Here is a 14,827-nt window from a genome sequence, read left to right as displayed (position 1 = left end):
TGCAACTTCCGCTATTGGTACTGATGGCTCTGGTAATGCTGTTAAGACTGCTTCTGAAGAGAATGCTATTACCCTTAGTGGTAGGACTGCTGGTATTGACAGTCAGATTGCTGGTTTCACCATGTATGTTACTGATAACAAGGGCAATGTAAACAAGGCTGCTAATGCTTCCTTGGATGCATTTGAGGAGTCCATCCGTGCTCAGAACGCTTCTGAGGATAACTCCATCGTTCTTCAGGTAGGTACTAAGGCTGGCCAGTCCATCAAGGTTGGCATGACCGATATGAAGGCTCATGCTCTTGGCCTCCAGGGTACTGATGGTTCTACCATCTCCGTAGCAACTCAGGAGAAGGCTAATGCTGCTATCAACGCTCTTGATGCTGCTATTCAGAAGGCTCTCGATCAGCAGACCTCCATTGGTGCTGCAGAGTCCCGTCTCGAGTACACTCAGGCTAACCTGACCACTGCAAGCGAGAACGTAACTAGTGCAGAGTCCACTATCCGTGATGCTGATATGGCTAAGGAAATGACCAACTACACCAAGAACAACGTTCTGCTCCAGGCTGCACAGTCCATGCTGTCTCAGGCTAACCAGAGCAGCTCTAACGTACTCAGTCTGCTCCAGTAATATCTATTGGATAGTAGAGCTACAAATTAAAACAACCATAAATTGGCCGTCCTTCGGGACGGCCTTTTTTTGTTTGCCTTTCCCTTAAGAAAATGGCGAGGTATAATATAGATAAAAAGGGACAGGAGCGGAATGGCATGAAAATTTCAGCGGTGTATATTGCCAAGAATGAGGCAAAAAATATAGCTCGTTCACTGGATTCAATAAAGGGTACAGCGGACGAGCTGATTTTGGTTGATACTGGTTCGACGGATGATACAGTGGAGATTTTTAAGTCTTATGGCGGAAGGGTTTATGTTAGAAAATGGGATGATGATTTTTCTGCTCCTCGTAATATGGCAATATCAAAAGCAACCGGGGATTGGATAATTATTTTGGATGCTGACGAGAGCTTTTCCAAGGAAACCAGGCAAAATATAAGGACTGTATTGGAATCTTGTTCCCCTGAGGCCAAAGGTCTTTTGATTAATATGGTGAACTATGATAAGGATACGGGGGAGGCCCTGGATGAGTTTTATGCCCTGCGTATTGTGCGGAATATTCAAGGATTAAATTATCAGGGAAGAATTCACGAAATGCTCCATATTGGTGATGTGCCTTTTTACGTTACCAAACGTGTCAGTAGGGAGCTTTTGTCCATTGATCATACCGGGTATAGCACAAGCATATCCATGGAAAAAAATAAACGCAATTTACGTATGATGCAGGCTGCCATAGCAGCTGGTGATCCTGAAGAGCGGTACTATACTAATCTTTATGAAACCTATGGTGCTTTGGGTGATAAGGAAAAATCATTGTATTATGCGAAGCTGGACGTGGCCCGTGGACGTCAGCCTATTACCTATGCCAGCCGTAGCTACAGAGGGCTGTTAGCCCACTACTCCAAAGATACTAGTTTGGTAGGGAAGCTGGAGCGTTTTAAATTTGCCCGCCAGGGCATTAAGGATTTTCCTGAATTGCCGGATTTTCATGCAGAATACAGCGAGGCTTTATACCAGTTGGCTAGTTACGGTAAGGCCAGGGATGAAATAGAATTGGCCATTTCACTGCTGGAGAATTATGATGGCCTTGAGCCTTGCCTTTTATCTGATGAAATGATACCTGTTATGGAGAAAAGAAAGAAAGAAATTACGGAATTGGCGGGAAAATATCCAGATGTTAAAATATCTGCCTGTGTGATAGTGAAAAATGAAGAAAGTAATATAACAAACTGGCTGGAGAATGTCAGTGTATTTGCAGATGAAATAATTATTAATGACACAGGCTCTGAGGATGAAACTAAGGAATTAATAACTAGGTTTAGCGAAGATAATCCAGATATGCCAATAGTACTATTGGAAAACGACTGGCAGGATGATTTTTCCTTGGCAAAAAATCAATGCATAGCTGAAGCTACTGGGAATTGGCTGGTATTTACGGACGCGGATGAATTATTTGTTGAACCTAATTTTGTGCGTGGTTATTTGTCTTATATTCGGTTGAATAAGGAATTACAGGCACTTTATGTACCTATGGCCAATGTGGACAAGGACAATAATAATCGTGTAATCAATTATTTTAATGCTTTGCGTATATTCCGCAAATTACCGGGTATTCATTACGAGGGGCGGATTCATGAACAGCTTGTCAAAGCTGAAGCTGGTGCAGAGGCTTTAAATGCCCGGGTGGCCGATAAATGCCTTTTGATAAATCATACAGGGTATTCGACTAAAATTAGTACTAAAAAGGCACAGCGAAATATTAAGCTTTTGCAGCAGGACATTGCCGCTGGACAGGATATTCGTAAAACATACCGCTATTTGGCAGAAGGCTATTATATGCTGGGCAATTATGAACAGGCCTTAAATAACGCCTTGTTAGCAACGCAATCCCCATATCAGCCCCTTGGGCAGCAGGGGGATATGTATTGGCTGGCCTTTAATGCCATGGAAAAGCTGAATTATGACTTTGAGGATGAAGTGGTGCTTGCGGATACAGGGATAAGGTTATTTCCCAAATTACCGGATTTTTATGGCCGTAAGGGAATGCTCTTGACGGAACATGAACAATATCAGGCTGCGATTCAATGCTTTGAACAAGCTATGGAAAGACTTGAAGCGTATAATAATCAAGATGTTCCTGTGGAATCAAGTAGCATAGCATCAATTTTACATGAGCTATATGCTGATTTGGGTATTTGTTTGCGGGAAACTGGTGAAAGAGCAGCTGCTGAAGCTATGTTTAAAACCGCCCTTACAATAAATCCATGGACGGAGGTAGCAATTAGCGGTTGGGCGGATATGTATAATGGTACGCCTGATGAAAAATTTATAGCTGAGCTTACAGCGATATATAAGGAGGAATCAGGCTATAAAGCTATATTAACTAATATTTTTTCAGACAATGGATTAATTGAATTAGCAGAGTATTTTGGCAGTGAGGAGGTAAACCCATTGATTATGGTTAAGTCATATCCATGGCTTTATAACCAATCCATGAAGGAAATCGCGGCAATACTGCCATATCTCTTTGTATGCCTCTTGGAAAAATATGATGAAGACTATGTACGTATATTACCTGTAAAATTGGGGAATATTGTGAAGTATATTCATGGCTTGATTGGTGAGGTGGCAATAAAGGGTCATTATAATGAATACAGTACATTCATAAAGGAAGTATTTACTATGGCAACCGATGCTACTATAGAAAAATATCTTGATATACTTCCAATGGTATCAGCAGATATGACTGAATTCGAGGAGCAGCTTATTAATGTGGCTGGTTTATTGAGGGAATGTAATAAACCAGAATATGCATTGCAATTGTATAATCTCATACCAGCAGAGTCAGAAGGGGTTAATGAGCATTATTGGCAGCAGGTAGGGATATGCTTCTATGATTTACAAAGGTATGAGGTGGCCCTGGAATGCTTTAGCCGAGGCGTTCAGGATAATACAGCAGCTACTTATGTAGCATGGTGCCAGGAGGCGATGGAGAATGGGCATTAAAATATCAGCCTGTGTAATAACGAAAAACGAAGAAAAAAATATGCCCCGTTGGCTAGCATGCATGAAAAGGGTAGCGGATGAGCTTATTGTGGTGGATACTGGTTCCACGGATAATACGGTGAAGCTGGCTCAGGAAGCTGGTGCTAAGCTATATCATTTTAAATGGATAAATGATTTTGCGGCGGCGAAAAATTATGCTATTGATCAGGCTACCGGTGATTGGATTATATTTTTGGATGCAGATGATGTTTTTACTGAAGCTTCTCAAAGGTCTTTACGACAAGAATTGGAACGCTATAATAAGGATAAAAATATAGCATGTCTTTTATGTCGTACGTTGGAAGTTGATAAAGATAATGAATGGCGCGTAGTTAGCACTAGTTTATTGCCTCGTGTTTTTCGTCGTAGTCCTTATATTAGATATAAGGGGGCAATCCATGAGCAGCTGGAAAACAGTCAGGGGAATAAGAAAATGGTGTTTGCAGCTAGTCTGGAAACAATCCATACTGGATATTCCAGCAGTATAATACGTAGTAAGTCGGAGCGTAATTTGCCTATTCTTCTACAGGAATTACAGAATGCTACTACCGAGCAGGAACGGCGCAGGCTATATCCCTATTTGATGGATGCCTATAATACGTTGGGTGATTATGAAAAGACCATTTACTATGGGGAAAAATGTATTAGTGCTGGATACCAGATGATTGGTGGCGAGGGATCATTTTATGAGACGATTATAATGGCCATGTATAACGCTGGTCGTCCCGTAGATGAAGTTTTAAATATGATTAATCGAGCTGAAGGGGAATATCCTCATGAACCTTTTTTTGCATTTACTCGTGGTATGGCTTTGGAAAAGGATGGGGATTTGCTGGGAGCAGAGCAGGCAGTGCTTCATGGTTTGGAATTACGTAAGGTCCAGGAGGATAAGCTGCGGCAGGGTATAGGTATATCTGATACCTCACGAGGCCTTCTTCCGTATGCCTACGAACGGTTGGGGAATATTTATTACTTAAAAGGTGATAGAGCAAAGGCAGCGGAAAATTATTTACTGGCTCTAAAGGAGCATAAATATCAAAGGGATTCACTAAAGGGGCTTTGTAAGGCTTTGGGTGAGATTGATGACGCGGAATTAATCGAATTGCTAAATACATTATATGATCGGGATAAGGATGGAGCTTTTATTTGCCGGAGTGTAAAGGGATATGGCAGCCAAGGTGTTATGGCCTATTATGGAAAAAACGTTACCGGCTATGAGGCGAGCTTTGCCTATATGGCAGGCGGAAGATATGATGGTGCGTTGGTAAAGCTTGGTGAACGGTACAAGGAATTGATTCGATATGGTGTACTAAGTGCCAATAATATGGAGAAATATCCTCAGGATGGATATTTGAATGTATTGGTTTCCAATGAATATTTGGAAAGGTTTGGCAAGAATACCAAGGAAGCAGCGGCGCTGAAGCGGTTAAAGAATTATCGTATAAATGCTGAAATAGATGGGAAATAGCCTTCTCTCATGGTCTGTTAAGTATAAGTCGGCAGAGGGGGACGAGGTGATATATGAATATAAAGCAGGGACAGGCCCGAATGGAAGAAATATACAGACTGATAGATGCTGGAAGGTATGGTGAAGCCGCATCCATGGTCGCCAAGCTGGTCCATTTAGCAGACAAGCTGGGCTGGAATAAGCTGCTAGGTGATTCCATAGATATTTCTATGGTTATTGCTATCGAAACGCATAATTTATTAGGAGCCGATGAGCTGATTGGCAAATTACGCAAGCTACCTGTAACGGCGTACCGTAAATTCCTTCAGGCAAGGCTTCTTATGGAACAGGGGAAAAATCGTGAAGCTATAGCAAAAGGGCGAGAAGCCTTTGACTTTGCAACGAAGAATCCGGATACTACTCCAAAAGCGGTTTGGGAAAAGATATGCAATATGCTTGGTAAACTACTGGGGAATTATGGCGTTCTTGATGAGGCCTTGAACTATTATTGGGAATCTGTAAAGGCAGCTGATTCATTACAGCTTAAGGCTTTGGAATATAGCAATTACCTCTTTAATCTCCATTTAACACGTAATACGCCAGAGAAATATTTTAATGCTCATTGCGGTTACAATGAGTTATTTAGGGACATATCGCAATATGACAATAGGTCTAAATATCAACTGGAGGCTATTACTGGTCATAAACAGGGAAAAATACGCATAGGTTATATATCCCCAGATTTGCGATATCATGTTGTGCTACGTTTTTGCTGGGCAATGCTGGCTAATTATGATAAAGAGCAATTTGAGGTGTATTGCTATCATAACAGCTTTGTTGAGGATAGCTTTAGCGATGAAATAAAAAACATGGTTGATAATTGGTGCAATATCAGTGGCATGAATGCCAGGACTGCGGCAGAGGTTATTTATGAGGATAAAATCGATATACTGGTGGATTTGGCAGGACATACAAAAGGAAATGCCCTGCCTGTAATGGCTTATAAACCGGCACCGGTGCAGGTCAGTGGTATTGGCTATTTTGCCACCACTGGATTACAGACCATAGATTATTTTCTGTCGGATAAGGCGTTGCAATCTGAACCGGAGTATTTTGTGGAGGATATTATTAGTCTCGAGCATTCTCATTTTTGCTATGCTCCAATTTATGAAGCACCTTCTACCGGAGAAGCTCCTTATTTAAGAAATGGCTACATTACCTTTGGTAGCTTCAATCATATTCGAAAGGTTAATGATGAGGTTTTGGAGCTGTGGGTGGCTATTTTAAAGGCAGTGCCGGAATCACATTTGCTGTTAAAGGGAGGCATTTTTGATGATGAATATGGATATGAATTGTTTACAGACAGGCTTGCCAAAATTGGCATAGATGTTAATTCTGCAGAGTGGGAAAAACGCATAGAGCTCAGAGGTTTTTCAAAAGATTATTTAGGGGAATATCTGGATATGGATATTGCTTTGGATACTTTCCCTTATCCAGGAGGAGGTACAACCTGTGATGCCCTTTATATGGGGATTCCAGTTATTACCTTGGCTGGTAATAGCCATGGGGAACGGTTTGGTAAGAGTCTGTTGGAAAATATAGGACTGCCGGAGTTTGTGGTTTATGATAAACAGGCTTATTTTGACTTGGCGGTGGCTCTGGCTGGGGACAAGGAAATAATCAACAATCTCCATATTGGATTGCGGCATATGATGGAGAAATCTCCTTTGATGGATAGAAAGCTTTATATGAAAGAGCTGGAAGCAGCCTATAAGGATATTTGGCAACAATATGTAGCTCAGCTTAAGCCAGCGGAATGTCCTACCGCCAAGGCAGCATTGAATTACAGCTTTGCTTGTTACAAGGAAAATGACTATGAACGGGCAGAGGGCTGGTGCCGTATAGCCTTAAAGCAGGACAAGGATAATAAATACATTCTGGAAGCTACTAGCCTGTTGAGCGATATTTTACAGGGAAAGCTGGATTATGTAGGGGCGTGGCAGGAAAGTAAGCACACCCTTGAGTTATTGCGTGAGGAGAGTGAAAAGGGGACCAGGGAATATCAACGACGGTTGTGGGTGAATTATGCCAATAGGAGTCTCAAACTAGGCTTTATTGATGATTCTGTGACCGGTTATGAACAGGGGGCAAAGCTGGCGGATGATGCTTATGATAAGTTTAGTTTAATGGGTTCGGCGTTATTGGCCCAACTGTGTAGGACAGAGGATTGTGATGATGTACGGAAATGGTTGGAGAAAATAGAAAAAGCCTTCCCCTCTGTGGGAGGTGGGCACGTAGTGCTCGGAGGAGGTCAAGCAAAAATCCACCTTGCCTACATTTCTCCTGATTTTCGTCAGCATGTGATGTTTTCCTTCTATTACACCATGCTCCATGGCTACAATCGTGACAAATTCAAGGTAACCTGTATAAGCCTTACGGATAAGGCTGATGGCTTTACTGAACATCTAAAAGGCTTAGTGGATAACTGGATAGATGTTTCAGAAATGGATTGGCCTGAGATTGTAGAAAGACTCAAAAAGGAAAAAATTGACATACTGGTGGATTTGGCAGGACATAGTGCTGACAGCGGAATCCCAGTTTTTTATGATAGGGTAGCTCGAGTGCAGATTTCCGGCTTGGGTTGGATGGAAAGTACGGGGCTAAACTGTACCGATTATCTTATTACGGATAGCTATATAGATCCAGATGTAAGCAATATTACAGAAAAGCCATTGTATCTTACCTCTCAATTTTGCTATACCGGGCGGAACGATGTGCCAATATCTAAAGTGACACCATGCCGTGAGAAAGGGTATATTACTTTTGGGGTTTTCAATCATTATCATAAGATAACGGATGAAATGCTGCTTGCCTGGAAGGAAATAATGGCAAGGGTGCCAGATTCACGCTTGCTGATAAAGTGCCAGCTATTGGTAAGTGAATCAGCCTGTGGAATGGTTCGTAGCCGTCTGATGAATTTAGGATTGGATTTATCCAGAATCGAGCTGGAACCAGCCACCAATACCTATATGAATCGATATCTTGATGTGGACATTGCCTTGGATACCTATCCTTATCCCGGCGGTGGAACCACCTGTGATGCTCTGTATATGGGGGTTCCGGTAATAAGTTTGTATGGAGATAGGCGAGGTTCCCGGTTTGGATTGAGTATTTTAAATAATACTGGCCTTGGTGAATTGGCAGTGTTAAATATCAATGACTATATTGAGCGGGCTGTGGGCTTGGCCAATGATATTGAATTATTGGATATGCTTCATAGGAGTTTACGAAAGATGATGACGGCAGCTCCAATAATGGATGGTAAAAAATATATGGAAGAATTGGAAAGTGCATACATTTCCATTCTTGCAGGAAAATAAAATTTTTCGTGGAATTTAATACTAAATGAAACCTTCTCCTTTGCGACGCGAATGGAATGAGCTAGTCCCTTTAGGGGGAGAAGGTCCCTCCGAAGGAGGGGATGAGGTATTTATAAAGGGAGGACCAATTCAATGGGAAGCTTTAAGAATAAAATCGGTAATAAGAAAAAGAAGAAGCAGGCAAATGTAGAAGTAAGTGAACTTATTAATTTAAAGAAAAAAATGAAGGAGCAATATTCTGCTGGGGAATATGTTGAAGCCATGGATACTATGGCTGAAATCGCTAAGCACAAAAAAATGGACCCAGAGATTATGGCTATGGGAGCCAGCTGCTATTTTATGACTGGGGATTACGAGCGGGCAGCCAAGTGGGTGAACAATACCTTGACTTATGATCCGAATAATATCAGTGCAAGGTTGCTTTTGGGACGCTTGTGTTTCGTAGAGGATAAACCAGAGGATGGGTTTAATATATTATCCTTTGTGGTGGAGAAATTGCAGCCTGGCATGAAGGATGAAGACAAGGAAAGACTGCTGGATATGCTGGTGTATTGCCACGATAATTTGGGTGATATGATGGCCAAGTATCCTGTACTGGAGGATTATTTCAAGGAGCATTATGTGGCTACTGCTTCTCCAACGGTATCGGAGCAGAGCAGTTCAATTCAGGATATGCTGGAAGCCTCTCTCTCTCCGGTAGATGATACCCCTGTAAATAGTGATAGGGCGCAGGCTGGTGATGGACAATCCAAGGCCCAGGCCGCAGTGGCCCGATTAAAAGAATTGCTCAATAAGAGCAAGGGCAATCGACAGGAGAATAAGCTGGAAGAAAAGGTTGAGGCAGATGAAAGGGAGATGTCACCACAGGACGAGGAGATTGAGGCTGTTTCAAAAAATGCTGAGAAAATGACTGAGGCGGCTGAAGCACTTATCAATAAGGTTATGAGCAGTAATATTTCCTTTAGTGATAAAATAAAAGGACTTAATAATTTTGCCTCTGGTCTCTATCTTAATGATGATTATGATGGTGCAATAAAGCTTTTAAATAAGGCACTGGAAATAGATGCCCATGACCCGGTTGTGTTAAAAAATATGGCCTTTACTTACCTTGCAATGGGGGATAAGAACAAGGCTTTGGAATATGCCTCTGCCATACCAATGGTGGAATTTGGCCTTATCAGGGCGATAAAGGGGCATAGACATGGATAATGGAAAGAAAATATTATTATATACAACAGAATTAGGGCATCCATCCATGAAGCGGATTACCAATGATATTGTTCATGGGTTTGCCAAGTTGGGGCTTGAACTTATATTGGCGGATATTAATGATGTCAGCACTATGCTTGGAGCCAGGCATATGCTTTTGAATGAGCAAATAGAATTTAGTGTTGGGGTAAATAACTCTGGAAAATATATGGTGGACAATGATGGTCGGTGTATCTATGAATATGTCGATACACCTTTCGTGTCCATCATGTTGGATGCTCCATATAATGTGGCTACGGATAATATTGCTTTTCCATGCAAAAATCATTATGTGTGCTTATTGGATAAAACCCATCAGGAAGCATTGAAGATTTGTTATCCAAAGACCACCTTCGCTGGTAGTATGCTGCTGCCATTGGCCGGTAGCTCTAATGGGAATGAAGAGGAAATATTCAGCATAGAGCGGCCTTTGGATGTGGTTTATAGTGCGTCGATTTATCATGGCGGTGATTTTAAGCCCGCGTGGATGGAGGATGATACCAGTCCCTTTGTGGTGGCTATTTTGCAGGATGTGGTGGATTATATGCTGTCCAATCCTGTCAGTATGTTGGATGCCTTTAAGGTGGTACTGGAGGAACGGGGATTATATGGTCCGGAGTATATTCATAAGTTTACGCCATATATGTTCTCACTGTTCTTCTATGTAAAGCATCGTCGTCGCTATAATGCTGTGGAGCTTCTTGCTAAAGAAGGTATTACCGTGGATGTCTATGGCTCCGGTTGGGAGTGGGTACCATTTGCGGATAAGCTGCGTCTTCACGGCGAAGTGGATTATGAGGAAGTGTTGGATGCCTTTACAAAGACTAAGGTGGTTTTCCAGGATCAGGCAGAATTTAATAATGGGGGCCATGACAGAGTCTTTACAGCCATGTTGAATGGTGCTGCAGTAGTGAGTGAGTACAGCACTTACTTAGAGAAGAAGTTTGATGTAAATAAGGATATTTTCCTCTTTGATTGGAAAAATACCGGCAGTCAGCTACAAATCATAAAGGAACTGATATCCAATGAGTCGTTGCGTCTTTCTACGGCTATCAGTGCCTATGGCAAGGCAAGTAGTCAGCATCGTTGGGTAAACAGGGCAGCCAGTATAATGGAAATGATGTCAGTGTTACGAGGTAATTAATTTTGAAGAAGATAATCGCCTTTATAGTATCCGAAGGGAATCATCCGGCACTACATAGAAATTCCCTTGAAATAGCCAAGGGCTTTGAAAGCTTGGGGTGTGATGTGGAGTACACATATTTGAACGACCCAGAAGCTATGCAACGGGCCTATGATTTAATGCGGTCTGGTGAGGTTTGGTTTTCAATCGGGGTAAATGATACAGGGGCATTTTTGCAGACGGCTCCTGACCATTATGCATTGGGGGATTTGCCAGTACCTTATGTATCGGTGCTGTTGGATGCCCCGTATAATGCGGCTAACGGTAATCTGGGATTTCCCTGCCAAAAGCATTATTTATGGGTATTGGATAAAAGCCATATTGGTGCTATAAAATATCGTTTCCCTGAAAAACAGTTTGCTGGGGAAATATTTCAGCCTTTGGGCGGGGATGTGGCTACCAGAGAATATGAAATATTCAGTATTGATAGGGATTTGGACGTGGTGTTCAGTGCCAGTATGTTTGAGGATGGCAACATCAAAATGTATTGGCGGGAGCAGACGGATAATCCATATATAATCGGCATATTGGATGATGTGGTGGAGTATATGCTGGCCAATCCCGTAAGTCTGCTTCCAGCTGTAAAATATGTGCTGGAGGAAAGAGGGCTTATTGGAGAGGATTATGTTACAGCACTTTCTCCATATTTTCATGGGGTGTTTTTCTATGTTAAAATGCTCCGCCGATATCGTACCCTTGAGGAGCTCACCAAAAAAGACATCCGGGTGGATGTCTTTGGACCAGGCTGGGAGAATGTACCATTTGCCAAGCGATTGAAGCTTAATGGTGCTGTTAGCTACGACACGGTATTGGATGCGTTTTCACGTGCCAAGGTAGTGGTGCAGGATCAAGCGGAGTTTAATAATGGCGGTCACGACAGGGTGTTTACGGCTATGCTTAATGGGGCAGTGGTGGTAAGTGAATACAGCTCTTATTTAGACAGAGAGTTTGAGGATGGCAGTGAGATTTATCTGTTTGATTGGAAGAATATAGGTCAGCAGATGAATGTAGTGGATGAGCTGCTTCTTGATGAGTCAAAAAGATTAGCCTCAGCTATCCGGGCTTATGGGAAGGCTAAGGCTAAGCATTGTTGGGAAAATAGGGCACAAAGAGTTTTAGAAATGATGTCGTTATAACTCCACTACAGGTAATTCCTTGATGCGGAGCCGTTGTTTCATGAGCCATGGCATCAGCAGGGCTTCCCCCATAAAGCCTATAATTCGGCTATGAGGTGGATTTGGTAATTGGGTGAAGTCAATGCGGTTGGCTGCTTCCAATACTATCGGGAAAAGCCAGCTGCAATAGGCGTTAAATACATGGCGACGGGTGATGAACATATTAAAGGCATGGCCAGAGTTGTGCCGTGATAGGGCAAAGAGGAATGCTTCTTCATACTCTGGTTCAATATCCTTTATGACCTGTTGGAAAATGGTTTTGGCAGTTTCATAGAAGTCATAGCCCATGAATTTTCTGAAGCAGTCCTCTGTATTTCCATAAGGTATACTGCGACGTAGTATTATGTCATGGTTACACAGCATCTGATGAATTGTTTTTTCATCAATGAAGCTGTGACTATCCGAAATATAGCTGTCAGCCTGTTCATTTACGAAGTAGCGGCGATAGTGGGCCGTGCCGATGATTTCTGAATTGGTATTTTTCCACATCCAATATATGGCTGTAAGCTCATTGATATATGGATTGATAAAGGAAATGTTTTCACCTGTATCATCTCCGGGAAGTCCAAAGCCTTTTGAGCCGTTTTTTCCTGCATGAATAGGGTGATAAATAGGTGGCAGCTTTGGCAGTTCATAAGGCTTATGGCAGATAACATAGAGCTCAGTGTCCTGCTTATCATATTCCAGAAGTAGCCAGGATGTATTTTGGGCTGTTATCCATGTGGCATTAAGATTTAACCCTTGATAGTCGAGATTTTTTAGGGAGGCCTCATCAGTAGAAGCCTTTTCCACTTGAATAAGGGCGTATTTCCATGAGCCGTAGGTGGTATTAATAAGCTGAATATATTCTTCTAACGGGCGTATTTTCATTATAAGCAGCAAATCAAAGTGTTGTAACAAGATACTGTCCAACTTGTGATATATCCGGTCATAGATATTATCCCATATGGGCCAGTATTTTTTGTCACTGATACCTATGAGCTCCAAGTCGTTCGGGATGGATAGACCATAGTTATTCAGCTCCGCATAATTGCAGCGGTTACGGGTGGTACTTACACCATCAGCAAAATACAAGTCCATATCAAGGATACGATGTATAGCCTTGTCTTTTACTATTTCTAGAATAGATTGCTCATCATCCACATTATATTCAACCTTATTGCGTACATGATGAATATAAGTATCATAGGAAATAATTTTAAATTGGGGAATCTGGGCTTGTGCACAGGTGATGTATATTTTATTAAACTGGGTAGACTCTGTGATTATAACAAAGTCAAATTCCATCTGCCGTAGTAGGTTTACATTTACCACTGGTATTTCTTGACCGTTTATTTCAACAGATTTGGGAGTATTGTTATCCAGCAGGGCACCAACGGCAACAATGGTTTCCTGTGACCAGTTATCAATATGAAGTTCATTTCCCAAACCAAATAAAGCAATTTTTCTGCTCATTATATTATCTCCTTTGTAAAAAATCTGTTAATTTAATCTTACTAGCGCCTTGTGGAAAAGGCAAGAAAGAGGTTTTTATATGCACAAGTATCCCATATTTTATTTTTCCATAAGAAAAGATGAAATAGAGCCGGAGCAAGTAAACAGACTCCTGAATTTTGAGCAGGCTGTCGGTGATGTTAAGTTGCAAACGGGAATAGAAGGCTTGTATATAGACTTTAATGGTGGTGCTAGAGTCGAGGTTCCGGCAGGTAACTGGCATATCAAAATTTCTGATTTTGATACAGGTATGGTAGGCTTTGACGGGGATATTTCAGAGCAAATATTAGTGTCATTGGAAAAGTATTATATTCATTGGTATGTGGAGGCTTGGCTGGACGGAAAAAAGGTTTTTGAGCATTTGATGGATTTACATAATAAGGATATCTACATTTTCATGGTAGATGGAGTATTGGGAGATACAATTTCGGTTTTGCCTTATATAAACGCTTTAAAGGCAGAGTATAACGCCAATATTACTTTATATCCACCTAATAGCTTTAAGGATTTGTGCAAGGAATATATGTCGGGGATAACCATACAGGAAAAGATACCTTCTGGTTGTTATGCTTCATTTTGTTTGGCAGTTTTTGATTTACCACCATACCTTATACCCGATGATTCCCGTCATTGGCCCCCTTATAAATCAGCCCAGGTAATATTAGGACTTTACGAAAAGGCTCCTGAAATTCATTATTATCCAACGGCTCCAAGAGAAATAAAGGAAAAATACGTGTGCATAGGGGTTCAGGCCTCCGGAATAATGAAGCGGTGGTTGTATCCTGATGGTTGGGATATTGTGGTGGAATATTTAAAGAGTCTTGGCTATCGGGTACTTTGTATTGATGGTGGACATACCGTCATAGAGAATGGTATTGAAATATCTATGCCAGCAGGGGCCGAGGATTTTACAGGTATGCGTCCATTAATGGAACGAGTAAATCTCCTGGCTTATGCGGATTTCTTTATCGGCTTAGGCAGTGGTCTTTCTTGGTTGGCTAATGCCTGTGGCATTCCGGTAGTGCTTATTAGTGGGTTTAGCTTACCTATGGGGGAGTTTGAAACACCATATCGGGTGACTAATCAGCTGGTGTGCCATGGTTGTTATAACGATATACGGGTTAATTGGAAGGATATTTGCCCATACCATAAGGGGACAGACAGAGAATTTGAGTGCAGCAAGTCAATTACACCGTTACAGGTGGTGCAGGCTGTTGACAGGTTAATAGAGGATAAGGGATTGTAA

At 41.8% G+C, this 14,827-nt stretch carries 9 protein-coding genes; 8 read left to right on the top strand and 1 reads right to left on the bottom strand.

Features of this window, described 5'->3' with window-relative positions; all coding sequences use genetic code 11:
- From T355_RS0108940 to T355_RS0108910, 7 genes are all read left to right on the top strand, one after another.
- Nucleotides 1–628: flagellin (locus tag T355_RS0108940; RefSeq protein WP_027397455.1), on the top strand; the 628-nt coding region annotated here is incomplete at its 5' end.
- Nucleotides 629–765: 137 nt separating this feature from the next.
- Nucleotides 766–3,615, top strand: coding sequence for a glycosyltransferase (locus T355_RS0108935; protein WP_027397454.1), 2,850 nt, complete (start codon nucleotides 766–768; stop codon nucleotides 3,613–3,615).
- Nucleotides 3,605–5,122, top strand: a complete 1,518-nt coding sequence (locus T355_RS0108930) for a glycosyltransferase (RefSeq protein ID WP_027397453.1) — start codon at nucleotides 3,605–3,607, stop codon at nucleotides 5,120–5,122. Before T355_RS0108935 ends, T355_RS0108930 begins: the two co-directional genes overlap by 11 nt.
- Nucleotides 5,123–5,175: 53 nt before the next feature.
- The gene (locus T355_RS14090; RefSeq protein ID WP_051555497.1) at nucleotides 5,176–8,481 is read left to right on the top strand and encodes a hypothetical protein; all 3,306 of its coding nucleotides are present in this window, start codon (nucleotides 5,176–5,178) and stop codon (nucleotides 8,479–8,481) included.
- Nucleotides 8,482–8,613: 132 nt separating this feature from the next.
- Nucleotides 8,614–9,690 carry a tetratricopeptide repeat protein gene (locus T355_RS0108920; RefSeq protein WP_027397452.1) on the top strand — a complete coding sequence of 359 codons (1,077 nt, stop codon included), beginning with the start codon at nucleotides 8,614–8,616 and terminating at the stop codon, nucleotides 9,688–9,690.
- Entirely contained in the window at nucleotides 9,683–10,873 is a 1,191-nt protein-coding gene (locus T355_RS0108915; protein WP_027397451.1) for a glycosyltransferase, read from the top strand. The genes T355_RS0108920 and T355_RS0108915 overlap by 8 nt, the downstream gene beginning before the upstream one ends.
- A 2-nt stretch (nucleotides 10,874–10,875) precedes the next feature.
- A complete protein-coding gene (locus T355_RS0108910; RefSeq protein WP_027397450.1) occupies nucleotides 10,876–12,048 on the top strand; it encodes a glycosyltransferase in 1,173 nt (390 codons plus the stop codon).
- Here T355_RS0108910 and T355_RS0108905 read toward each other — a convergent pair.
- A complete protein-coding gene (locus T355_RS0108905) occupies nucleotides 12,043–13,542 on the bottom strand; it encodes a DUF4422 domain-containing protein (RefSeq protein WP_027397449.1) in 1,500 nt (499 codons plus the stop codon). The genes T355_RS0108910 and T355_RS0108905 overlap by 6 nt on opposite strands.
- A gap of 79 nt (nucleotides 13,543–13,621) precedes the next feature.
- Between T355_RS0108905 and T355_RS14085 the strand changes: the two genes are divergently transcribed.
- A complete protein-coding gene (locus tag T355_RS14085) occupies nucleotides 13,622–14,827 on the top strand; it encodes an autotransporter strand-loop-strand O-heptosyltransferase (RefSeq protein WP_081777651.1) in 1,206 nt (401 codons plus the stop codon).

Source organism: Anaerovibrio lipolyticus LB2005, assembly GCF_000621545.1.
GTDB classification, from domain to species: Bacteria; Bacillota; Negativicutes; order Selenomonadales; family Selenomonadaceae; genus Anaerovibrio; species Anaerovibrio lipolyticus_A.
This window is presented reverse-complemented; position numbering and strand designations above follow the sequence as displayed.

Excerpts from the sequence above, each read along its gene's own strand:
- T355_RS0108920 (WP_027397452.1), top strand. The coding sequence starts at position 8,614 with ATGGGAAGCTTTAAGAATAAAATCGGTAATAAGAAAAAGAAGAAGCAG.
- T355_RS0108930 (WP_027397453.1), top strand. The coding sequence starts at position 3,605 with ATGGGCATTAAAATATCAGCCTGTGTAATAACGAAAAACGAAGAAAAA.
- T355_RS0108915 (WP_027397451.1), top strand. The coding sequence starts at position 9,683 with ATGGATAATGGAAAGAAAATATTATTATATACAACAGAATTAGGGCAT.
- T355_RS14090 (WP_051555497.1), top strand. The coding sequence starts at position 5,176 with ATGAATATAAAGCAGGGACAGGCCCGAATGGAAGAAATATACAGACTG.
- T355_RS0108905 (WP_027397449.1), bottom strand. The coding sequence starts at position 13,542 with ATGAGCAGAAAAATTGCTTTATTTGGTTTGGGAAATGAACTTCATATT.
- T355_RS14085 (WP_081777651.1), top strand. The coding sequence starts at position 13,622 with ATGCACAAGTATCCCATATTTTATTTTTCCATAAGAAAAGATGAAATA.
- T355_RS0108935 (WP_027397454.1), top strand. The coding sequence starts at position 766 with ATGAAAATTTCAGCGGTGTATATTGCCAAGAATGAGGCAAAAAATATA.